Origin of the sequence: Modestobacter marinus (assembly GCF_011758655.1) — a bacterium.
In the GTDB taxonomy this organism is placed as follows: domain Bacteria; phylum Actinomycetota; class Actinomycetes; order Mycobacteriales; family Geodermatophilaceae; genus Modestobacter; species Modestobacter marinus.
In genome coordinates this window covers 861,485-884,004 of sequence record NZ_JAAMPA010000002.1, presented here as the reverse complement: position 1 = coordinate 884,004, position 22,520 = coordinate 861,485, and the positions used below count along the sequence as shown (strand labels likewise).

The window sequence follows — 22,520 nt, the reverse complement described above, 5'->3', positions numbered from 1 at the left end:
CGCAGCGCACCGGGTGGGACGATCAGCGCATGTCCGCCCCTGCCCCCGACACCGCCCTGGACCCCGCCGTCGCCACGCTGCTGCGCCGCGACCCCGCCGGCCTCGTCGCCGCCGTCGTGCAGCAGCACGACACCGGCGAGGTGCTGATGGTCGCCTGGATGGACGACGAGGCGCTGCACCGCACGCTCACCACCGGCCGGGCCACCTACTGGTCCCGCAGCCGCGGCGAGTACTGGGTCAAGGGGGAGACCTCCGGCCACCGGCAGTGGGTGCGCGACGTGCGGCTGGACTGCGACGGCGACGCCCTGCTGGTCCTCGTCGACCAGGAGGGACCGGCCTGCCACACCGGCACGCGCAGCTGCTTCTCCCGACCGCTGCCGGCCACGCCCGGGGCACCGGCGTGAGCCTGCAGCTGGGCCGCACCTCCCCGACCCCCGCCGAGTTCGCGCACCTGGACGCCCCCGTCGTCCCGGTCACCCGCCGGCTGCTCGCCGACAGCGAGACGGCGGTGGGCATCTACCGCAAGCTGGCCCGCAACCGCCCGGGCACCGTCCTCCTGGAGTCGGCCGAGCAGGGCAAGCAGTGGTCGCGGTACAGCTTCGTCGGCGTGCGCAGCGCCGGCGTGCTCACCGAGGTGGACGGGACGACGGCGTGGCTCGGCGACCCGCTGCCCGGGCTCACCGACGACCTCCCCGAGGACCCGCTGGCCGCCGTCCGCACCCTGGCCCGCCGGCTCCGCTCGCCGCGCACCCCCGGTCTGCCGCCGCTGACCGGCGGGCTGGTGGGCTACCTCGGCTACGACGTCGTGCGCCGGCTGGAGCGGCTGCCGCAGACCGCCGTGGACGACCTGGGCATGCCCGAGCTGGCGCTCATGCTGGTCACCGACCTCGCGGTGCTCGACCACACCGACGGCACCGTGCTGCTCATCGCCAACGTGCTCGGCGGTGCAGCGGGTGGGTACGACGACGCGGTCGCCCGGCTCGACGCGATGGCCGCGGCCCTGGCCGAGGCCGCACCACCGGCGGTCGCGACGGTCGAGACCGCCGATGCGCCGCCGGTGACCAGCAACATGGGGCCCGGGGAGTACGAGGCCGGCGTCGAGCGGGTGCGCGAGCACGTCCGCGCCGGTGACGTCTTCCAGACGGTGCTCGCCCAGCGCTTCGAGCTGGCCACCGACGTCGACGCCCTGGACCTCTACCGGGTGCTGCGGGCCACCAACCCCTCGCCGTACATGTACCTGCTGCGCTTCGCCGGGCGGCAGTCGCCGTTCGACGTCGTCGGCTCCTCCCCGGAGGCGCTGGTCACCGTGACGGGGCAGCGGGCCGTGGTGCACCCCCCGGCCGGCACCCGGCCGCGCGGCGCCACCCCGGAGGACGACGTGCGGCTCACCGAGGAGCTGCTGGCCGACCCCAAGGAGCGGGCCGAGCACGTGATGCTGGTCGACCTGGCCCGCAACGACCTGGGCCGGGTGAGCGAGCCGGGCACCGTCGAGGTCGCCGACTTCATGCGGGTGGAGCGGTACAGCCACGTCATGCACCTGGTCTCCACGGTGGCCGGCCAGGTGACGGCGGACCGGGACGCGCTGGACGTCTTCGACGCGACCTTCCCGGCCGGCACCGTCTCCGGGGCGCCCAAGCCGCGGGCCATGGAGGTCATCGAGTCCCTGGAGCCCACCCGCCGGGCGCTCTACGCCGGCACGGTCGGCTACGTGGACGCCAGCGGCGACATGGACATGGCGATCGCCATCCGCACCGCGGTGCTGCACGACGGCCACGCCTACGTGCAGGCCGGCGCGGGCATCGTGGCCGACAGCGACCCGGCCACCGAGGAGGCCGAGACCCGGCACAAGGCCCGGGCCGTGCTGTCGGCGATCGCCACCGCGGAGGGGCTGCGGGAGCTGACGTGAGCGGGTCAGCCCCTCCCGCCACACCGCCGACCGCGTCCCGGGCGCGGCGGGAGCTCACCGTCGCCGTCGGACTGTGCGCGCTCTCCGGTGGGCTGGCGCTGTCCGCGTCCGGGGAGCGGTGGGCTGACGTCACGGTCGTGCGCGAACCGCCGCTGCCGCCGACGGCGGAGGTGCTGACCGGCAGCCAGGCCGCCCCGCTGGTGGCCGCCTGCGGGCTGCTGCTGCTGGCCGCCGCGGTCGCGGTCATCGCCGTCCGCGGGGCCGGCCGGGTGGTGGTCGGCCTGCTGGTGGCGGTCTCCGGTGGGGTGCTCGGCTGGTCGGGCCTGCGGGCGGTCACCGGCTCGCTGGACCTCGACGCCACCGGCGTGACGTCGGAGGTCGGGCTGGGGCAGGCCCAGGTGTCCATCGACCCCGTGGCCACCTGGCCCGCGGTGGCCCTGGTCGCCGGCGTGCTCGGTGTGCTGTCGGGGGCCCTGGTGGTGCTGCGCGGCCGGGACTGGCCGGGCATGGGGCGACGGTACGAGCGGACCGGCCAGCCGGCGGGGACGACCGCCGCGCCGGCCCGGCCGGCCCGCCCCGCCCGTCCGGAGACCGACGAGGACCGGCACCAGGCGGCGTGGAAGGCACTGGACCGCGGGGACGACCCGACGGTCTGAGGACCGGTCCGCGCCGGTCGGTCATCGGCACCTACACCCGGACCGTCCCGGCACCGTGCACGGCCCCCCGGACGGAACCGGACCTGAGCCGTCTCTAGAGTGATCCGCGCGGTCCGAGTGGTGGGGGCCGGTCCGGTGCCACATCCTGAGAGGTCCGAGGAGGGGTCATGAGCGTCCTCGACGAGATCGTCGCCGGTGTCCGCGAGGACGTCGCTGCCCGTCAGGCCACCACCCCGCTGACCGAGGTCCAGGCCGCGGCCCGCGACGCCAGGCCCGCCCTGGACGCCCTCGCCGCCCTCCGGGCCCCGGGCGTCGGCGTGATCGCCGAGGTCAAGCGGCGCAGCCCGAGCAAGGGCGACCTCGCCGCCATCGCCGACCCGGCCGCACTCGCCGCCCAGTACGCCGCCGGCGGCGCGCGGGTGATCAGCGTGCTGACCGAGGGCCGCCGGTTCGGCGGGTCGCACGCCGACCTGGCCGCCGTCCGGGCCGCTGTCGAGGTGCCGGTGCTCAACAAGGACTTCGTGGTCAGCAGCTACCAGGTGCACGAGGCCCGGGCGCACGGTGCCGACCTGGTCCTGCTCATCGTGGCCGCACTCGACCAGCCGGTGCTCATCGGCCTGCTCGAGCGGATCGAGTCCCTCGGCATGACCGCCCTGGTCGAGGTGCACAGCGAGGCCGAGGCCGACCGCGCGCTCGCCGCCGGCGCCTCGGTGATCGGCGTCAACGCCCGCGACCTGACCACCCTGTCGGTCGACCGCTCCACCTTCGAGCGGATCGCCCCCGGCCTGCCCAGCGAGGTCGTCAAGATCGCCGAGTCCGGCGTGCGCGGCCCGCACGACCTGATCAGCTACGCCGGGGCGGGCGCCGATGCCGTGCTGGTCGGTGAGGGCCTGGTCACCGCCGGCGACCCGCGCCAGGCGGTCGCCGACCTGGTCACCGCCGGGTCCCACCCGGCGACCCCCCGCACCAGCCGCTGAGGAAGGGCCCTCCTGCCCCACCGTTCGCAGGCTCACGGTGGGACCCTGCAGGAGGGCCAGCGGGCCCGCCGCGAGCCTGCGGGCGGCCGAGGGCGGAGAGGTCCCTACGCTTGGGGGCATGACCCTCTCCGCGCACGCCCCGGCCCCTGACGTCCCCGACGCCACGGCGTCCGCGGAGTGGCCGGACGCCACGGGGCACTTCGGTGTCTTCGGCGGCCGGTTCGTCCCGGAGGCGCTGATCGCCGCGCTGGACGAGCTGACCGCGGCCTACGAGACGATGCGGGTCGACCCCGCCTTCCTCGACGAGTTCGCCCGCCTGCAGCGCGACTACACCGGCCGGCCCAGCCCGGTCACCGAGGTGCCGAAGTTCGCCGAGCACTGCGGTGGCGTGCGGGTGCTGCTCAAGCGCGAGGACCTCAACCACACCGGCTCGCACAAGATCAACAACGTGCTCGGCCAGGCCCTGCTCACCAAGCGGATCGGCAAGACCCGGGTCATCGCCGAGACCGGCGCCGGCCAGCACGGGGTCGCCACCGCCACGGCTGCCGCCCTCATGGGGCTGTCCTGCACCGTCTACATGGGCGAGGAGGACACCCGCCGCCAGGCGCTCAACGTCGCCCGGATGCGGCTGCTGGGCGCCGAGGTGATCCCGGTGACCACCGGCTCGCGCACGCTCAAGGACGCGATCAACGAGGCGTTCCGCGACTGGGTGACGAACGTGGAGACGACGAACTACGTCTTCGGCACCGTCGCCGGCCCGCACCCGTTCCCGATGATGGTGCGGGACTTCCAGCGGGTGATCGGCGACGAGGCGCGGGCCCAGCTGCTCGAGCGGGAGCAGCGGCTGCCCGACGTCGTCCTGGCCTGCGTCGGTGGCGGGTCCAACGCGATCGGCATCTTCACCGCCTTCGTGCCCGACGAGGCCGTCCGGCTGGTCGGCCTGGAGGCCGGCGGGGACGGCGTGGACACCGGCCGGCACGCGGCCACCATCACCGGGGGAGACCCCGGGGTGCTGCACGGCGCGCGCTCCTACCTGCTGCAGGACGACAACGGGCAGACCGTGGAGTCGCACTCCATCTCCGCCGGCCTGGACTACCCGGGTGTCGGCCCCGAGCACGCCTTCCTGCACGACATCGGGCGCGCGGAGTACCGGCCGGTCACCGACGCCGAGGCGATGGAGGCCTTCGCCCTGCTGTGCCGCACCGAGGGGATCATCCCGGCGATCGAGTCGGCGCACGCGCTGGCCGGCGCGATGGTCGTCGGCCGGGAGCTGGCGGCGCAGCGGAGCGAGGGGGACGAGGTCCCGGTGCTGCTGGTGAACCTCTCCGGCCGCGGGGACAAGGACGTCGAGACCGCCAGCGCCTGGTTCGACCTCGCCGACCGGACGGCGCCGACCGACTCCGACGAGCGGGCGGTCGAGGCCGGCCGGGGCGCGGAGCCCGGGCCGGGGATGGACACCGACCAGCACACCACCGAGGGCGCGGTCAGCAACGGCCGGGCCGTGGCCGGGCAGGACGCGGGGGAGCAGGCATGAGCGCGCTGCAGGAGCGGATCGCCGCGGCGCAGGCCGAGGGGCGGGCGGCGCTGATCGCCTACCTGCCGGTGGGCTACCCCGACGTCGACACTTCCATCGCGGCCATGGTCGCGGCGGTGGACGGTGGGGCCGACGTCGTCGAGATCGGGGTCCCGTACTCCGACCCGGGGATGGACGGGCCGGTGATCCAGGAGGCCGTCGACGTCGCCGTCCGGGCCGGGGTCGGCATGGCCGACGTGCTGCGCGCCGTCGCCGCGGTCGCCGCCGCCGGCGCGGTGCCGGTGGTGATGAGCTACTGGAACCCCATCGAGCGCTACGGGGTCGACCGGTTCGCCGACGACCTGGCCGCGGCCGGCGGCGCCGGCGCCATCACCCCCGACCTCATCCCCGACGAGGCCGGTGCGTGGCTGGCCGCCAGCGACCGGGTCGGGCTGGACCGGGTCTTCCTGGTCGCGCCGTCGTCCACCGACGCCCGGCTGGCCGCCACCGTCGCCGCCTGCCGGGGCTTCGTCTACGCCGCCTCCACGATGGGCGTCACCGGCAGCCGGGCCACCGTCGGGGACGCCGCGGAGCGGCTGGTCGCCCGCACCCGGGCGGCCGCCGGCGAGCCCCCGGTGTGCGTCGGCCTGGGGGTCTCCACCGGTGACCAGGCGGCCGAGGTCGCCGGGTTCGCCGACGGGGTGATCGTCGGGTCCGCCTACGTCCGGCGGCTGCTCGACGGCCTCGGCACCGAGGGCGTGCGGGCCCTGTCCGCCGAGCTCGCCGAGGGCGTCCGTCGTGCGGAGGTACGGGCATGACCCTGCTGGCGGACGCCGCCGTCCTCGCCTCGATCCCCAGCCCCACCCAGGGGGTCTGGGAGATCGGGCCGTTCCCGCTGCGCGCCTACGCGCTGTGCATCATCGCCGGCATCGTGCTGGCCTGCTGGCTGGGTGAACGGCGCTGGGTGGCCCGCGGTGGCGCCCCGGGCGACGTGCTGGACATCGCCGTCTGGGCGGTGCCCTTCGGCATCGTCGGTGGCCGGATCTACCACGTGATCACCACCCCGGAGCCCTACTTCGGCGAGGGTGGCGACCCGGTCCGGGCCTTCGCCATCTGGGAGGGCGGCCTCGGCATCTGGGGTGCCATCGCGCTCGGTGGGGTCGGTGCGTGGATCGGCTGCCGGCGGCGGGGCATCCCGCTGCCGGCCTGGGCTGACGCCATCGCCCCGGGCATCGTGCTCGCCCAGGCGGTGGGCCGGCTGGGCAACTGGTTCAACAACGAGCTCTACGGCAGCGCCACCGACCTCCCGTGGGCGCTGACGATCTACCGCTGGGACGCCTCCGCCGGTCAGGCGCTCACCGGCCCGGACGGCGAGCCGCTGGTGCTGGGCACCTTCCACCCCACGTTCCTGTACGAGCTGCTGTGGAACGTCGGTGTCGCGGCCCTGGTCATCTGGGCCGACCGCCGCTACCGGCTCTCCCACGGGCGGGCCTTCGCGCTCTACGTGGCCGCCTACTGCGCCGGTCGGGTGTGGATCGAGATGCTCCGGATCGACACCGCCGAGCAGTTCCTCGGGCTGCGGCTCAACGTGTTCACCTCGGTCATCGTCGGCCTGCTGGCCGTCGCGTACATGATCGTCAACCGTGGCAGGCCCCGTGAGGTGATCACCCGCGGCGCGGAGAAGGCCGGCGAGGGCGTCCCCGCTGCGGCGTCGGCTCCCGCGACGGCCACCGGCAGCGCGGGCACCGGCGGTGCGGGCACCGGCGGTGCGGGCACCGGCGGTGCGGCCACCGGCGGCGCAGGTGCCACGGCCTCGGGTGCCACGGCCGCGAGCGGCGCGGCGGGGGAGCCGGCTGGCGAGAAGGCCACCGGCGAGGTGGTCGAGGGCCGGACCGGCGCCCGGACCGACGAGGGTGGCTCGCCCCCGGCCGGCTGACCCGGTCGCGGCCGCGTCGGCCGGCGTCCGGCGCGGCCGGCGGAGACTTTCCCGACACCTGGTCGACATGTCGCGCTCATGTCCCCGCTGTGTACGCTCGACCTCGGCCGACCAGTGATCCTGGGCCGGCCGGCGACGTCGGACCGGGCCAGCGCTGCCCCGCGCACGACCATCCCGCGGCCACCCGCCCCCGCGGGTGCGCGGGCCCACGGAGCCGGATCGACGTACCGTGTCCGCCGGCCTCCGCTGCCCCACTCGTCGGACCCTCCCCGGTCCTCCCTGCACCACCCACCCGCTCTGACCACCCGGCGGGGTCTGCGACCCCCCGCACCAGCGCCACCCGCCGACCCGGACCCCCGGGCGGTGCGGCCGGCGCCGCGGCCAGCCGACGACGGGAGTGACATGTCTGACCTCGCCGCCCCCTCCGCGGGAACGCCGTCCCCGGCCGCATCCGTGCCGGCCACGCCGCCAGCCGCACCGGCGGTGCCCTTCTCCGCGCTGCCGGCCGCCTCCGGGCTCTACGACCCGGCGAACGAGCACGACGCCTGTGGTGTCGCCTTCGTCGCCGACGCCCGGGGCCGCCGTTCCCGGACGATCGTCGCGGCCGGGCTCACCGCGCTGCACAACCTCGACCACCGGGGTGCCGCGGGTTCCGAGCCCAACTCCGGTGACGGGGCCGGGATCCTCACCCAGGTCCCCGACGGGCTGCTGCGGGCGAGCGTCGACTTCGACCTGCCGCCGCTGGGCGAGTACGCCGTCGGCATCGCCTTCCTCCCCAGCGACGAGACCGAGCGGGCCTCCGTCGTCGACGCCGTCGCCGGGCTCGCCGCCGAGGAGGGCCTGACCGTCCTGGGCTGGCGTGAGCTGCCGGTCGACCCGGACGCCGCCGACCTCGGGCCCACCGCCCGGCGGGTCATGCCGCACTTCGCCCAGCTGTTCGTCGCCGAGACCATCGGTGCCCGCGCCGACTCCCGCGCCTTCGGCGGCACCGCCGCCCCGCACGGGGTGACCCGGCTGGAGCGTCGCGCCTTCGTGCTGCGCAAGCGGGTCGAGCGCGCCGCCCGGGACGCCGGCACGAGCTGCTACATCGCCTCGCTGTCCTCCCGGACGATCACCTACAAGGGCATGCTGACCACCGACCAGCTGCCGGCGTTCTTCCCCGACCTGACCGACGAGCGGTACGAGTCGGCGATCGCGCTGGTGCACAGCCGGTTCTCCACCAACACCTTCCCCAGCTGGCCGCTGGCGCACCCGTTCCGGTTCATCGCCCACAACGGCGAGATCAACACCATCAAGGGCAACCGGAACCGGATGCGGGCCCGCGAGGCCAAGCTGGAGACCGGGCTGTTCGACGGCCCGGCCGGCCCGGCGAGCGAGCTGGGCCTGGAGCGGATCTTCCCGGTCACCGCCAGCGACTTCAGCGACTCGGCGACCTTCGACGAGGTGCTCGAGCTGCTGCACCTGTCGGGGCGCTCACTGCCGCACGCGGTGCTGATGATGATCCCCGAGGCGTGGGAGAACCACGACGAGATGGACGCGGCCCGCCGCGCCTTCTACCGGTTCCACTCCTCGATCATGGAGCCCTGGGACGGGCCCGCCTGCGTCGCGTTCACCGACGGCAGCCTGATCGGCGCGGTGCTGGACCGCAACGGACTGCGCCCGGGTCGCTGGTGGCGCACGAAGGACGACCTGGTCGTGCTGGCCAGCGAGGCCGGCGTGCTCGACATCCCGGCCGCCGACGTGGTCGCCAAGGGCCGGCTGCAGCCGGGCCGGATGTTCCTCGTCGACACCGCCGCCGGCCGGATCGTCTCCGACGAGGAGGTCAAGGGCGCCCTGGCCACCGCCGAGCCCTACGACGACTGGCTGCACGCCGGGCAGGTGCACCTCCCGCAGCTGCCCGAGCGCCGTCGCTCCCGGCCCAGTCACGAGTCCGTCGTCCGGCGCCAGATGCTCTTCGGCTACACCGAGGAGGAGCTGCGCATCCTGGTGCAGCCGATGGCCGCCAGCGGCGCCGAGCCGATCGGCTCGATGGGCACCGACACCCCGATCGCCTCGCTGTCGGAGCGCTCGCGTCAGCTCTACGACTACTTCACCCAGCTGTTCGCCCAGGTCACCAACCCGCCGCTGGACGCCATCCGGGAGGAGCTGGTCACCAGCCTGGGGCGCACCTTCGGTCCCGAGCAGAACCTGCTCGACGCCACCCCGGCCTCCTGCCGGCAGCTGTTCCTGCCCTACCCGGTCATCGACAACGACGAGCTGGCCAAGATCCTGCACATCGACGACGACGGCGACCTGCCCGGTTTCGCCGCCGTCCGGATCACCGGCCACTTCGACGTCGCCGGCGGGGGCGAGGCGCTGGCCCAGGCGGTCCAGGACCTGCGCACCAAGGTCAGCAAGGCGATCGCCGCCGGCGCGCGGGTCATCGTGCTCTCCGACCGCGACTGCGACGAGAAGCGCGCCCCCATCCCGTCGCTGCTGATGACCGCCGCGGTGCACCACCACCTGGTGCGCGAGCGCACCCGCATGCAGGTCGGCCTGGTCGTGGAGTCCGGCGACTGCCGCGAGGTGCACCACGTCGCACTGCTGCTGGGCTACGGCGCCGCCGCGGTGAACCCCTACCTGGCGTTCGAGAGCGTCGAGGACCTCATCCGCACCGGCACGCTCACCGGCGTGCAGCCCGCCCAGGCCGTCCGCAACGTGGTCAAGGCCATGGGCAAGGGCGTGCTGAAGGTGATGAGCAAGATGGGCATCAGCACCGTCGGCTCGTACACGATGGCGCAGATCTTCGAGACGGTCGGCCTGTCCAAGGCCGTCGTCGACGAGTACTTCACCGGGACGTCGGCCACCCTCGACGGCGTCGGGCTCGACGTGCTCGCCGAGGAGGTGGTGATGCGGCACCGCCTCGCCTACCCGAGCAACCCGACCGAGAAGGCGCACCGGCGGCTGGAGACCGGCGGGGAGTACCAGTGGCGCCGCGAGGGCGAGGTGCACCTGTTCAACCCCGAGACGGTGTTCCTGCTCCAGCACGCCACCAGGTCCCGGCAGTACGACGTCTTCCAGCGGTACACCGACACCGTCGACGGGCTCTCGGCCGACGCGGCCACGCTGCGTGGCCTGTTCGCCCTCAAGACCGGTGAGCGGCCCGCCGTCCCGCTGGAGGAGGTCGAGCCGGTCAGCGAGATCGTCAAGCGCTTCCAGACCGGTGCGATGAGCTACGGCTCCATCTCCGCCGAGGCGCACGAGACGCTGGCGATCGCGATGAACCGGCTGGGTGGCCGGTCGAACACCGGCGAGGGCGGGGAGGACCCCGACCGCTTCACCGCCGACCCCAACGGCGACCTGCGCCGCTCCTCGATCAAGCAGGTGGCCAGCGGGCGGTTCGGCGTCACCAGCGAGTACCTGGTCAACGCCGACGACATCCAGATCAAGATGGCCCAGGGCGCCAAGCCCGGTGAGGGCGGTCAGCTGCCGGGCAGCAAGGTCTACCCGTGGGTGGCCCGCACCCGGCACTCCACGCCCGGCGTCGGCCTGATCAGCCCGCCGCCGCACCACGACATCTACTCGATCGAGGACCTCAAGCAGCTCATCCACGACCTCAAGAACGCCAACGACGAGGCGCGGGTGCACGTCAAGCTGGTCGCGGAGTCCGGGATCGGCACGGTCGCGGCCGGGGTCAGCAAGGCCAAGGCCGACGTCGTCCTGGTCTCCGGCTTCGATGGCGGCACCGGTGCGGCGCCGCTGACCTCGCTCAAGCACGCCGGCATCCCCTGGGAGATCGGGCTGGCCGAGACGCAGCAGACGCTGCTGGCCAACGGGCTGCGCGACCGGATCGTGGTGCAGGTCGACGGGCAGATGAAGACCGGCCGGGACGTCATCGTCGCCGCACTGCTCGGGGCCGAGGAGTTCGGCTTCGCCACCGCACCGCTGGTGGTCGAGGGCTGCGTGATGATGCGCGTCTGCCACCTGGACACCTGCCCGGTCGGCATCGCCACCCAGAACCCGGAGCTGCGCAAGCGGTTCACCGGCAAGGCCGAGTTCGTGGTGACCTACTTCGAGTTCCTGGCCGAGCAGGTGCGCGGCTACCTCGCCGAGCTGGGCTTCCGCTCCATCGACGAGGCCGTGGGCCACGCCGAACTGCTCGACGTCACGCCGGCCGTGGACCACTGGAAGGCCTCCGGGCTGGACCTGCGGCCGATCCTGGCCGTGCCGGAGCTGCCCGAGGGCACGCCGCGGCGCAAGGTCCGCGACCAGGACCACGGGCTGGACGTCGCCCTGGACCAGACGCTGATCCAGCTGTGCGAGGGCGCCCTGCTCGACGCCCGCCCGGTGCACCTGGAGCTGCCGGTGCGCAACGTGAACCGCACCGTCGGCACGATGCTGGGCTCGATGGTCACCCGGCGGTTCGGCGGCGAGGGCCTGCCCGACGGCACGATCGACCTCACCTTCACCGGGTCGGCGGGTCAGTCCTTCGGGGCGTTCCTGCCGCGCGGGATCAGCATGACGCTCGTGGGTGACGCCAACGACTACGTCGGCAAGGGGCTGTCCGGTGGCCGGATCGTCGTCCGCCCGGCGCCGGAGGCGAGCTTCGCCGCCGAGGACAACGTCATCGCCGGCAACGTGATCGGCTACGGCGCCACCGCCGGCGAGGTGTTCCTGCGCGGCCGGGTGGGCGAACGGTTCTGCGTCCGCAACTCCGGGGCGCTGGCCGTCGTCGAGGGCGTCGGTGACCACGCGCTGGAGTACATGACCGGCGGCACCGCGGTGATCCTCGGGCCGACCGGGCGCAACATCGCCGCGGGCATGTCCGGCGGGATCGGCTACGTGCTGGACCTCGCCCGGCACCGGGTCAACACCGAGATGGTGGACGTCGAGGCGCTGGACGGGCAGGGCTCGGCCTGGCTGCGCGACGTCCTCGAGCGCTACCGCGAGGCCACCGACTCGGCCGTCGCGACCAGCCTGCTGGCCGACTGGGGCCGCTGGTCGGGGCGTTTCAGCGTGATCATGCCGCGTGACTACCGGCGTGCCATGGAGGCCCGGCGGGCCGCCGAGGCCGCGGGGTACGACGTGGACCGAGCCGTGATGGAGGCAGCTCGTGGTTGACAGCACCGGGTTCCTGAGGTTCGACCGGCAGATGCCGCCGCGGCGGCCGGTCGACCTGCGCCTGCTGGACTGGAAGGAGGTGTACCTGACCCGGGACACGGGTGAGGACGCCGTCTTCCCGGTGCAGGCGGTCCGCGACCAGGCGGCGCGCTGCATGGACTGCGGCATCCCCTTCTGCCACCACGGCTGCCCGCTGGGCAACCTAATCCCGGAGTGGAACGACCTCGCCCGCCGGGACGACTGGCAGGAGGCGATCGAGCGGCTGCACGCGACGAACAACTTCCCCGAGTTCACCGGGAAGCTGTGCCCCGCGCCGTGCGAGTCGGCGTGCGTGCTGAACCTGGAGAACGCGCCGGTCACGATCAAGCAGATCGAGTGGGAGATCATCGACCAGGCGTTCGTCAACGGCTGGGTCACCCCGCAGCCGCCGGCCGAGCTCACCGGCAAGAAGGTCGCCGTCATCGGCTCCGGGCCGGCCGGCCTGGCCGCCGCCCAGCAGCTCACCCGGGCCGGTCGCGAGGTCACCGTCTACGAGCGGGACGACCGGATCGGCGGGCTGATCCGCTACGGCATCCCCGAGTTCAAGATGGAGAAGCGCCACCTCGACCGGCGGCTGGACCAGATGCGCGCCGAGGGCACCCGGTTCGTCACCGACGTCACCGTCGGCGGCAGCGCGGGCAGCCTGACCACCGAGCAGCTGCAGGCCGAGCACGACGCCGTCGTGCTGGCGATCGGCACCCCGGTGGCGCGTGACCTGCCCCTGCCGGGCCGGGAGCTGGACGGCGTGCACTTCGCCATGGAGTACCTGCCGCACGGCAACCGCCAGGCGCTCGGCGAGCTCGAGGACCCGCCGCTGTCGGCCAAGGGCAAGAACGTGGTCATCATCGGCGGCGGTGACACCGGCGCCGACTGCCTGGGCACCGCCCACCGGCAGGGTGCGGCCTCGGTGGCGCAGCTGGACTACAAGCCGGCGCCCTCGGGCACCCGGCCCGAGGACAACCCCTGGCCGACCTACGAGATGATCCTGCGCGTCTCCCCGGCGCACGAGGAGGGCGGCGAGCGGTTGTTCGCCGTCAACACCGAGGCGTTCCTCGCCGACGAGCAGGGCCGGGTCCGGGCGATCGAGGTCGTCGAGATCGAGATCGTGGACGGCCAGCGCCGGCCCAAGCCGGGCAGCACCCAGGAGCTGCCGGCCGACCTGGTGCTGCTGGCGCTGGGGTACACCGGGCCGGAGACCACCGGGCTGGTCGAGGAGCTGGGCTGCGGCGTCGACGAGCGCGGGCGGGTGGCCCGGGACGCCGAGTACATGTCCAGCGTCCCCGGGGTGTTCGTGGCCGGGGACATGGGCCGCGGGCAGTCGCTGATCGTCTGGGCCATCGCCGAGGGGCGCGCCGCGGCCGCCGCCGTCGACACCTGGCTGACCGGCAACTCGATGCTGCCCCGGCCGGTCACCCCGGACGCCGTCCCGCTGCGCTGACGGAGGGCCCTCGCCCCCCACGACGTGCAACGCACGCCGCGGGCCTGCGGAGGGCGTTCCAGCACGTCAGGACGTCTTGAACGACTGCTGCCCCTCGGGGGGACACGACGGACCCGGTCCGCTGTGCCCGCCCGGGGGGCGACTAGTTTTGCCTCATGTCTCGTCGCGCGAAGATCGTCTGCACGCTGGGCCCGGCGACCGGTTCCCTGGACCAGATCACCGCCCTCGTCGAGGCCGGCATGGACGTCGCCCGCCTCAACTTCAGCCACGGGAAGCACGCCGACCACGAGACGGCCTACCGGCTCGTGCGCGAGGCCTCCGACAAGGTCGGTCGCGCCGTCGCCATCCTGGCCGACCTGCAGGGCCCCAAGATCCGGCTGGGCACGTTCGTCGACGGCCCGGTCACCTGGTCGACCGGCAGCCGGGTGTGCGTGACCGTCGAGGACGTCCCGGGCACCCCCGAGCGGGTCTCCACCACCTACAAGGACCTCGCCAACGACGTGCGGGTCGGTGACCGGCTCCTGGTCGACGACGGCAAGCTCGCCCTGACCGTGGTCGAGGTCGACGGCCCCGACGTGTGGTGCCTGGTGCTCGAGGGCGGTCAGGTCTCCAACAACAAGGGCCTGTCCCTGCCCGGCGTCGCCGTCAGCGTCCCGGCGCTGTCGGACAAGGACGCCGAGGACCTGCGCTTCGCGCTCTCCCTGGGCGTCGACTTCATCGCGCTGTCTTTCGTCCGGCACGCTCGCGACGTCGAGCTGGTGCGCGAGATCATGCGCCAGGAGGACGTCGAGGTGCCGGTGATCGCCAAGCTGGAGAAGCCGGAGGCGGTCGAGAACCTCGAGGCGATCGTCGAGGCCTTCGACGGCGTCATGGTGGCCCGCGGCGACCTGGGTGTCGAGCTGCCGCTGGAGCAGGTGCCGCTGGTGCAGAAGCGCGCGGTGCAGGTCGCCCGCGAGCGGAACAAGCCGGTCATCGTCGCGACCCAGATGCTCGAGTCGATGATCAGCGCCTCCCGGCCCACCCGGGCCGAGGCCTCCGACGTCGCCAACGCCGTGCTGGACGGCGCGGACGCGGTGATGCTCTCGGGGGAGACCTCGGTGGGCAAGTTCCCCGTCGTCGCGGTCAAGACGATGGAGCGGATCATCGACGCGGTCGAGTCCGACGCCGTGCGGGTGCCCGAGCTGCTCGTGCCGCCGCGCCAGCGGTCCGGCGCGATCGTGCGGGCCGCCAAGGACATCGGTGAGGCCCTCGACGTCTCGGCCCTGGCCGCCTTCACGCTGACCGGCAAGACCGCGCAGCTGCTCGCCGCGCTGCACACCCGGCTGCCGATCCTCGCCTTCACCACCGACCCGGCGGTCCGCAGCCGGCTGGCGCTCTCCTGGGGTGTGGAGACCTTCCTGGTGCCGGAGGTGACCCACACCGACGACATGGTCGGGCAGGTCGACTTCTCGCTGCTGTCCATCGGCCGGCTGAAGGAGGGCGACAAGGTCGTCATCGTCGCCGGGAGCCCGCCGAACACCGCGGGCTCCACCAACCTGGTGCGGGTGCACGAGGTGGGGACCGAGGCGTGACGGCCGGGGTCGCGCAGCCGGGGGAGACCCCGGCTGCGGAGCTGATGGTCGTCCTGGACCTGGAGGAGCGCGGCCCGGACGTCTACGTCGGCCAGACCCCCAGCACGCCGCTGCAGCGCATCTTCGGGGGTCAGGTCGCCGCCCAGGCCCTGACCGCTGCGAACGCGACGGTGGCGCCGGGGCGGGTGGTGCACTCGCTGCACTCGTACTTCCTCCGCCCCGGCGACCCGCACGAGGAGATCCGCTACGAGGTCGACCGCATCCGCGAGGGGCGCTCCTTCAGCACCCGGCGGGTCGTGGCCCGGCAGACCCGCAAGGGCTCCGACGTCGCGATCTTCGCGCTGACCGCCGACTTCACCGCGGGGGAGCGGGCCGTCGTCGAGCACTCCCTGCCGATGCCCGACGTGCCCGGGCCCGAGGGCCTGCCCGGGCTGGCCGAGGTCACCGCGGCGCACCCGAAGCAGGGGGCCGCATCCGCGGCGATCGGCCGCGCGGTGGAGCAGCGGTACCTCGCCGACCCGTTCGACCCGCAGCCGCGGCTGCCCCCGGACACCGCGTTCCGGGTCTGGTTCCGGGTGGCCGGCCGGCTCCCCGACGACGACGCCGTGCACGCCGCGGCGCTGACCTTCGTCAGCGACCTGACCCTGCTCTCGGCCGGGCTGGCCCGCAACGGCGGCGGCTGGAGCGGCTCGATCGTGGGCGCCAGCCTGGACCACGCCGTCTGGTTCCACCGGCCGGTGCGCGCCGACGAGTGGTTCCTCTACGAGACCGACAGCCCGGCCGCCGCGAGCGGGCGGGCGCTGTGCTTCGGGCAGATCTGGTCGGCCGACGGCACGCACGTGGCCACCGTCGCCCAGGAGGGCCTCATCCGCTCCCTCGGCTGAGCCCGGCCCGTCACGGTCGTGCGCCCACCTGGGTGACCGGTTCCCCGGCACCCCGCTGAGCGCACGACCGCCGCCGGGTCACCTGGCCGGGTCGCTGGACTCCACCGGTGCGGCGAGGTCGGTCTGCGCGCTCGCCTGCGCTGCCGTCTCGTCCCAGGCAGCGGGCGTCTCGACGGTGGGGGTGTCGCCGGTCGTGCCCTCGCCGGTCGCTGCCTCGGCGGCCGCTGTCTCGTCGGTCGTGCTGTTGCCGGTCGGCCCCTCGGAGGCCGCGGCATAGCCGACCGAGTCCTCGTTGTTCGGCGCCTCGGCGGCCGCTGGGTCGCCGGTCGTGCCTTCGCCGGTCGCTGCGTCGGCAGGTGCTGCGTCGTCGGTCGGAGGCTCGCCGGGCGAGGCCTCTCCGGTCGAGCCCTCGTCGGTCGGGGCCTCCTGTGCGGCTCCGGACCCTGGCTCGGTGGCTGGTGCCACATGCGGGGCTGCGGACCCGGCTCCGCTGGGCGCGTCCGCCGGCTCGGCGGCCGGTTCCGCCGCCTGGTCGCCGGCTGCTCCATCGGCTGCGGCCTGCTCCGCAGCCGCCCGCTCTGCGGCGGCAGCCAGCTCCCCAGCAGCCTGCTCGGCGGCAGCCTGCTCTGCGGCGGCCGCCTCGGCGGCGGCCTTCTCCGCGGCGGCCTGGCGCTCGGCCACCTCGCGGGCCCGCTGCTCGGCCTGCTGCTCGGCGAAGTCGTTGGCCAGCCAGTCGTGGCCCTCCCGCAGCAGCGTCCACAGCCGCTCGACGTGGGCCCGGGTGGTCGCCGGCGCGCCGATGGCCACCCGCAGCACCGCCCGGCCGGCGACGGTGGTGTGCGTCAGGAAGACCTCGCCGCCGTCGTTGAGCCGGTCCAGCAACGTCATGGTCGCGACGTCGGCGTCCACGCCGCGTGCCCAGCGCGGCTGCAGGCAGACAAGCGACAGCGGGTGCGGCGCGACGACGTCGAACCGGTCGTCGGCGCGCGCCCAGCCGGCCAGCTCCTGGGCCAGCGCGACGTGGCTGCGGATGTGCTCCCGCAGCCCCTCGGCGCCGTACCAGCGGACCACGAACCACAGCTTCAGCGCCCGGAACCGGCGGCCCAGCTCGATCTGCCAGTCGCGGTAGTCGACGACCGCGCCGGTGTCGGTGGCGGCGTTGCGCAGGTACTCGGGGAGGATCGACAGGGCCCCGGTGAGCGCGGCCCGGTCGGCGACCCAGAACAGCGTCGCGTCGAAGCCGGTGAGCAGCCACTTGTGCGCGTCGGTCGTGTAGCTGTCGGCCCACTCGACGCCGGCCTGCAGCGGGCGCAGCTCGGGGACGACGGCGCTGACCCCGGCGTAGGCGGCGTCGACGTGCAGCCACGCGCCGAAGCGCTGGCAGATGGGGCCGAGTTCGGCCAGCGGGTCGATCGCGGTCGTCGACGTCGTCCCGATGGTGGCGCAGATCAGCACCGGGACGAACCCGCGGGCCACGTCGCGCTCCAGCCGCTGCTCGAGCGCCCGGGGGCTCATGGCCAGCTCGGCGTCGACCTCGACGACCCGGATCGAGTCGGTGCCCAGCCCGGCGATCCGGGCGGCCTTCTCCATCGAGCTGTGCGTCTCGGCCGAGACGTAGACGGTGAAGTCCTCGGGGCGGACCCCCTGGCGCAGCGTCGCCCCCTTGCTCACCCGGTGCAGCGCGGCCAGCAGCGCCACCAGGTTGGCGCCGGAGCTGGAGTCCTGCACCACGCCGCCGCCGGTGCCGGTGGTCCGGAAGGAGGCCGGCAGGCCGAGGAGGTCGGCGAACCAGTCCATGACGTGCTGCTCGAGCTCGGTGGCGGCCGGGCTGGTCACCCAGGACATGCCCTGCACGCCGAGGCCGGCGGAGAGCAGGTCGCCGAGCACCGAGGGGCCGGAGGTGTTGGCCGGGAAGTACCCGAAGAAGCCGGGGTGCTGCCAGTGCGTCACGCCGGGGAGCACGACGCGCTCGAGGTCGGCCAGCACGGCGGAGACCGGCTCCCCCTGCTCGGGTGCGGTCGCCGGCAGCATGGCCCGGACGTCGCCGGGGGAGACCTGCGACCGGACCGGGTGCGCGGCGATGCCGGCCCAGTAGTCGGCGATCCAGTCGACGACCTCGTGGCCGTGCTGGCGGAACTCCTCAGGGGTCATGTGGCCGGTCACGGGGCCAACATAGGCGCCGGTGCCGACGGGGTCCCGGTGGCCTCACCGGGCGGGTGCTCCTGGCCGGTCAGGCGGACTCGTGTGGTGCCGGGTGGTGGGCCCCGGCTGCGGCTCGGACGCAGTCTGCGCGGGCGGTGACCCGTCCTACGTCGTGCTGGTCCTGGAGTGCCCCCGGTGCGACTCGAACGCACACTGCGCGGGTTTTGAATCCGCTCCCTCTGCCGATTGGGGTACGGGGGCCAGCTCAACCGGGTGAGCAGCAGCGTATCTGGCGAGGTGTGGCCCGCCGCGGCCGATAGGATCACCTGGTGACCAACGCACCGACCCGGGTCCTCATCGCTGAGGACGAGGCCCTCATCCGCCTCGACCTCAAGGAGATGCTGGAGGAGGAGGGCTACGTCGTCGTCGCCGAGGTCGGCGACGGCCAGGCCGCCGTCGAGCAGGCGCAGCTGCTGCGCCCGGACCTCGTCGTCCTCGACGTCCAGATGCCCGTCCTCGACGGCCTGGCCGCGGCCGAGCAGATCGCTGCTGCGCGCATCGCGCCGGTGATCGTGCTGACGGCCTTCAGCCAGCGCGAGCTCGTCGAGCGCGCCCGCGACGCCGGTGCGATGGCCTACCTGGTCAAGCCGTTCTCCAAGAACGACCTGGTGCCCGCCATCGAGGTCGCGGTCGGCCGCTTCCAGGAGATGCACGCGCTGGACGCCGAGGTGAGCGACCTCAAGGAGCGCCTGGAGGCCCGCAAGGTCGTCGAGCGGGCCAAGGGGCGGCTCATGTCCGAGCGGGGCATGACCGAGGCCGAGGCGTTCCGCTGGATCCAGCGGACGGCGATGAACGAGCGCACGTCGATGAGGGCCCTGGCCCAGGCGATCCTCGAGACCGACTCCGAGCCGACCGGCGAGACCAACCCCGCCGCTCCCGCCGGCTCCTGACCGGCGGCGCCGGGGCGTCCTGTTCCCGGCGCGTTGCGCCGGTGTGTCGCGCGCGCCGACGGTGTGGCGACTGCGCAACGTGCAGGTCACGACCTCATCACGGTGCAGTCGAGGGTGGTTCCGCGCACCCGGCGGGCAGTTAGGTTCTCCGCACTGATCGGCTCCCCGACAGGTGATGAGGCCTGCGGGGGAGCGTGGAGCACACACCTCACTGGGAGTTCCTTGATGCGCACAGGCACGTTCGCCCGCGCGACCGCCCTCTCCGGTGCTGCCCTCCTCGCGCTGACCGCCTGTGGCGGCAGCGACGAGGGCGGCGGGACCGACGACGCGGCGAGCGGCGAGAAGCAGGTCAACGTCTACGGCACCGACGGCAACATGGGCAACGCCCTCGGTGAGGACTTCTCCGACGAGGGTGCGCTGGCCGGGATGCGCGGCACGACGCCGCTGACCGAGCTGTCCGGCGACTTCACCGACCGCCTGCTCGCGGTCGACCCGGAGCTGCAGGACTACAACTACGCGGGTGAGACCTACGACGCCGTCATCTTGACCGCCCTGGCGGCCCAGGCCGCCGGCAGCAGCGACGCCACCGTCTTCGCGCCCTACCTCAACGGCCTCACCTTCGGCGGCGAGACCTGCGACAGCTTCTCCGCCTGCGTGGAGATCATCAACGCCGGCGGCAACGTCGACTACGACGGCGTCAGCGGCCCGCTGAGCTTCGCCGAGGCCGGGGAGCCGGCCCAGGCCAGCTTCGGGATCCTGCAGTTCGGCGAGGACAACGCCCTCGACGACGCGGCGACTGACTTCGTCATCGCCGGCGACGAGGCCAACGCCGCCACCGACGAGGGCCCGGCCTACGCCGCGCCGGGCGCCACGGGCGACCCGCTGGTGATCGGCACGCTGCTGCCGCTGACCGGGAACCTGGCCTTCCTCGGCCCGCCCGAGGTCGCCGGCGCTCAGCTCGCGATCAACGAGGTCAACGAGGCCGGTGGCGTGCTCGGCCAGCCGGTGCAGCTCGTCGAGGGTGACTCCGGTGACGCCTCGACCGACACCGCCACCCAGACGGTCGACCGGCTGCTGCAGTCCAACGTCGACGCCATCGTCGGTGCCGCGTCGTCCGGGGTGAGCCTCACGGTCATCGACACCATCACCGGTGCCGGTGTCCTGCAGATCTCGCCGGCGAACACCTCCGACCAGTTCACCGAGTACAACGACAACGGGCTGTACTTCCGCACCGCGCCCCCGGACACCCTGCAGGCCCGCGCGCTGGCCGACCTGATCGCCGAGGACGGCAACAACACCGTCGGCATCCTGGCGATCAACGACCCGTACGGCACCGGTCTGGCCGAGAACACCCGGGACAACCTGATCGCCGGCGGTCTGTCCGAGGACAGCATCCAGTACGTCACCTACGACCCGCAGGCGGCGAACTTCGACTCCGAGGTCCAGCAGATGGTCGACTTCAACCCCGACGCCGTCGTGGTCATCGGGTTCGAGGAGTCCTCGCGGATCATCCAGGGCCTCAACGCCCAGGGCATCGGGCCCCAGCGCTGAGCTGAGGCACGAGGTGCCGTGACCCCACGGCGCTGATCCCGTTCCACCGTTCCAGGCTGCGGCCCGGCACCCTCGAGGTGCCGGGCCGCAGTGCTGTCCGCGTGTCCCGGCGCACGCCCGGCCGCTCGGTCAGCCGAACGCCAGCCACCCGGCTGCCAGCACGTTCCCGGTCGCGGCGGCGGTCCGGGCCGTGTCCACCCGGACGAGACGGCGGTGGACGTCGACGGAGAAGCCGCGGCCCAGCTGCCGGTGCAGCGGCACCGCACCCAGCGCCGTGAGCAGCAGCACGCCCGCCAGCGCCCCGGCCGAGAGCACCACGGGCGGCCACGGGGCCCCGGCCACGCCGGTGAGCAGCCAGCCCGTCGTCACCGCCTGACCGGCGAACAGTGGTCCGACCAGCCGGCTGATCAGCCGGGAGTGCCGGGCGTGGAAGTCCCGGAACGCCTCGGTCGGGACGGCGGGGAACTGCGGGTAGACCAGCCCGCGCACCGTCCACTGCAGGCCCGCGTAGGCCGCCACCAGGGCCAGGTGGACGAGCGGCAGCGCCTCGCTCACCCGCGCGCGGCCTTGGGTCGCTTCCCGCGCCAGGCGAGGCTCTGCTCGTCCAGCCGGCGCACCAGCGGGTCGCCCTGGGCGGCCATGGCCTCGGCGAGGCGGACGGCGGTGGTCAGCTGGTCGTCGTCCAGCTGCGCGAAGGCGGGGGAGCGGCGGCGGTCCAGGACGTCGTACCAGCGCCTCCCGACCGCGTGGTCGAGCACGATGCGGCCGAAGCAGTGGTCCGCGGTCACCACCCAGCCCTCCGCGCGGGCCCGGGCGGGGAGCACGTCCAGCACCAGCTCGCGGTAGCGGGTCAGCAGCGCGGCGCGGTCGGGCACCGGCCCAGTCTCGCCGCCGCTGGCCGGCGCTGCCCGCGGACGCACGACGGCGCCGCTCCCCGGCAGGGAACGGCGCCGTCGTGCGGAGCGGCGAGCGGGGTCACTGGGCCTTGGCGAGGGTCCCCAGGTAGAGCTCGATCACCTTCGGGTCGTTCATCAGCGACTTGCCCGAGTCGGTGTAGGCGTTTCGGCCCTGGTCGAGCACGTAGCCCCGGTGGCAGATCTGCAGGCACCGGCGGGCGTTCTGCTCGACCATGATGATCGAGACGCCGGTGGCGTTGATCCGCCGGCAGCGGATGAACACCTCGTCCTGCAGCACCGGGGAGAGGCCCGCGGAGGGCTCGTCCAGCAGCAGCACGGAGGGGTCCATCATCAGCGCACGGCCCATGGCCACCATCTGCCGCTCACCACCGGAGAGGGCGCCGGCCTTGCCCTTGCGACGGTCGCCTAGCAGCGGGAACAGCTCGGCGACGTAGTCGAACCGCTCCTTGAACGTCTTGGGCCGCAGGTAGACGCCCATCTGCATGTTCTCCTCGATGGTGAGAGAGGGGAACACGTTGTTGTTCTGCGGGACGTAGCCGACGCCGAGCGAGACCAGCCGGTGGGCCGGGGCGGACGTGATGTCCTCGCCGCGCAGCGTCACCGCGCCGGACCGCACCGGGATCAACCCGAACAGCGCCTTGAGCAGCGTGGACTTGCCGGCGCCGTTGGGTCCGATGATGCCGACCAGCTCGCCGTCGGCGAGGTAGAAGTCGGTGCCGTTGAGGATGTTGACCCCGGGGACGTAGCCGGCCACCAGGTTGTCGGCGCGCACCAGCGCGCCCTCGGCGAGACGCTGGTGCTCCTCCCGGGTGGCCGCCTTCTCCGCCGGGGACATGGCCACCGCGGTGCCGGGGCCGGGGTCGTCGGCGACCGGCCGGTCCTGCTCGGACTCCGGCACGGAGAACCTCCGGTCCTCCGGCGGACCCGGTGTGTCCATGCC

At 73.8% G+C, this 22,520-nt stretch carries 17 protein-coding genes and 1 tRNA gene; 13 read left to right on the top strand and 5 right to left on the bottom strand.

Annotated features, from left to right (window positions below; translation table 11 throughout):
• Positions 1 to 29: 29 nt before the first annotated feature.
• The 11 genes from hisI (at position 30) to FB380_RS20095 (ending at position 16,020) form a co-directional block, all read left to right on the top strand.
• Complete coding sequence (gene hisI, locus FB380_RS20145) at positions 30 to 404, top strand: phosphoribosyl-AMP cyclohydrolase (protein WP_166757038.1); 375 nt, start codon at positions 30 to 32, stop codon at positions 402 to 404.
• Positions 401 to 1,906, top strand: coding sequence for an anthranilate synthase component I (locus FB380_RS20140; RefSeq protein ID WP_229682178.1), 1,506 nt, complete (start codon positions 401 to 403; stop codon positions 1,904 to 1,906). The genes hisI and FB380_RS20140 overlap by 4 nt, the downstream gene beginning before the upstream one ends.
• Complete coding sequence (locus tag FB380_RS20135) at positions 1,903 to 2,562, top strand: Trp biosynthesis-associated membrane protein (protein ID WP_166757037.1); 660 nt, start codon at positions 1,903 to 1,905, stop codon at positions 2,560 to 2,562. Before FB380_RS20140 ends, FB380_RS20135 begins: the two co-directional genes overlap by 4 nt.
• Before the next feature lie 167 nt (positions 2,563 to 2,729).
• The gene (trpC, locus tag FB380_RS20130) at positions 2,730 to 3,539 is read left to right on the top strand and encodes an indole-3-glycerol phosphate synthase TrpC (protein ID WP_166757036.1); all 810 of its coding nucleotides are present in this window, start codon (positions 2,730 to 2,732) and stop codon (positions 3,537 to 3,539) included.
• Positions 3,540 to 3,657: 118 nt separating this feature from the next.
• Positions 3,658 to 5,073, top strand: coding sequence for a tryptophan synthase subunit beta (trpB, locus tag FB380_RS20125; protein ID WP_166757035.1), 1,416 nt, complete (start codon positions 3,658 to 3,660; stop codon positions 5,071 to 5,073).
• Positions 5,070 to 5,870: a tryptophan synthase subunit alpha gene (gene trpA / locus FB380_RS20120; protein WP_166757034.1), complete on the top strand. Its 801-nt coding sequence runs from the start codon at positions 5,070 to 5,072 to the stop codon at positions 5,868 to 5,870. The genes trpB and trpA overlap by 4 nt, the downstream gene beginning before the upstream one ends.
• A complete protein-coding gene (gene lgt, locus FB380_RS20115; RefSeq protein ID WP_166757033.1) occupies positions 5,867 to 6,988 on the top strand; it encodes a prolipoprotein diacylglyceryl transferase in 1,122 nt (373 codons plus the stop codon). The genes trpA and lgt overlap by 4 nt, the downstream gene beginning before the upstream one ends.
• A gap of 402 nt (positions 6,989 to 7,390) precedes the next feature.
• Positions 7,391 to 12,088: a glutamate synthase large subunit gene (gene gltB, locus FB380_RS20110; protein WP_208383710.1), complete on the top strand. Its 4,698-nt coding sequence runs from the start codon at positions 7,391 to 7,393 to the stop codon at positions 12,086 to 12,088.
• On the top strand, positions 12,081 to 13,565 hold the full coding sequence (locus tag FB380_RS20105; protein ID WP_166757032.1) for a glutamate synthase subunit beta: 1,485 nt from the start codon (positions 12,081 to 12,083) through the stop codon (positions 13,563 to 13,565). Before gltB ends, FB380_RS20105 begins: the two co-directional genes overlap by 8 nt.
• A 155-nt stretch (positions 13,566 to 13,720) precedes the next feature.
• Positions 13,721 to 15,136 (top strand): pyruvate kinase, encoded by a 1,416-nt coding sequence (gene pyk, locus FB380_RS20100; RefSeq protein ID WP_166757031.1) that lies wholly within the window; start codon positions 13,721 to 13,723, stop codon positions 15,134 to 15,136.
• Positions 15,133 to 16,020 carry an acyl-CoA thioesterase gene (locus tag FB380_RS20095; RefSeq protein WP_229682177.1) on the top strand — a complete coding sequence of 296 codons (888 nt, stop codon included), beginning with the start codon at positions 15,133 to 15,135 and terminating at the stop codon, positions 16,018 to 16,020. The genes pyk and FB380_RS20095 overlap by 4 nt, the downstream gene beginning before the upstream one ends.
• A gap of 78 nt (positions 16,021 to 16,098) precedes the next feature.
• Here the strand turns inward: FB380_RS20095 and FB380_RS20090 are convergent, their stop codons facing one another.
• A complete protein-coding gene (locus FB380_RS20090) occupies positions 16,099 to 18,183 on the bottom strand; it encodes an aminotransferase class V-fold PLP-dependent enzyme (protein ID WP_229682176.1) in 2,085 nt (694 codons plus the stop codon).
• Positions 18,184 to 18,349: 166 nt separating this feature from the next.
• Positions 18,350 to 18,423 (bottom strand) — tRNA-Leu (locus FB380_RS20085).
• A gap of 68 nt (positions 18,424 to 18,491) precedes the next feature.
• Here FB380_RS20085 and FB380_RS20080 point away from each other — a divergent pair.
• Positions 18,492 to 19,112 carry an ANTAR domain-containing response regulator gene (locus FB380_RS20080; RefSeq protein ID WP_166757030.1) on the top strand — a complete coding sequence of 207 codons (621 nt, stop codon included), beginning with the start codon at positions 18,492 to 18,494 and terminating at the stop codon, positions 19,110 to 19,112.
• A 225-nt stretch (positions 19,113 to 19,337) separates the two neighbouring features.
• Positions 19,338 to 20,663 (top strand): ABC transporter substrate-binding protein, encoded by a 1,326-nt coding sequence (locus FB380_RS20075; protein WP_166757029.1) that lies wholly within the window; start codon positions 19,338 to 19,340, stop codon positions 20,661 to 20,663.
• A 129-nt stretch (positions 20,664 to 20,792) separates the two neighbouring features.
• Here FB380_RS20075 and FB380_RS20070 read toward each other — a convergent pair whose 3' ends face one another.
• The 3 genes from FB380_RS20070 to FB380_RS20060 form a co-directional block, all read right to left on the bottom strand.
• A complete protein-coding gene (locus FB380_RS20070) occupies positions 20,793 to 21,218 on the bottom strand; it encodes a DUF1772 domain-containing protein (protein WP_166757028.1) in 426 nt (141 codons plus the stop codon).
• Positions 21,215 to 21,538, bottom strand: coding sequence for a hypothetical protein (locus FB380_RS20065; RefSeq protein ID WP_166757027.1), 324 nt, complete (start codon positions 21,536 to 21,538; stop codon positions 21,215 to 21,217). The genes FB380_RS20070 and FB380_RS20065 overlap by 4 nt, the downstream gene beginning before the upstream one ends.
• 100 nt (positions 21,539 to 21,638) lie before the next feature.
• Positions 21,639 to 22,517 (bottom strand): ABC transporter ATP-binding protein, encoded by an 879-nt coding sequence (locus tag FB380_RS20060; protein ID WP_229682175.1) that lies wholly within the window; start codon positions 22,515 to 22,517, stop codon positions 21,639 to 21,641.
• Positions 22,518 to 22,520 lie beyond the last annotated feature (3 nt).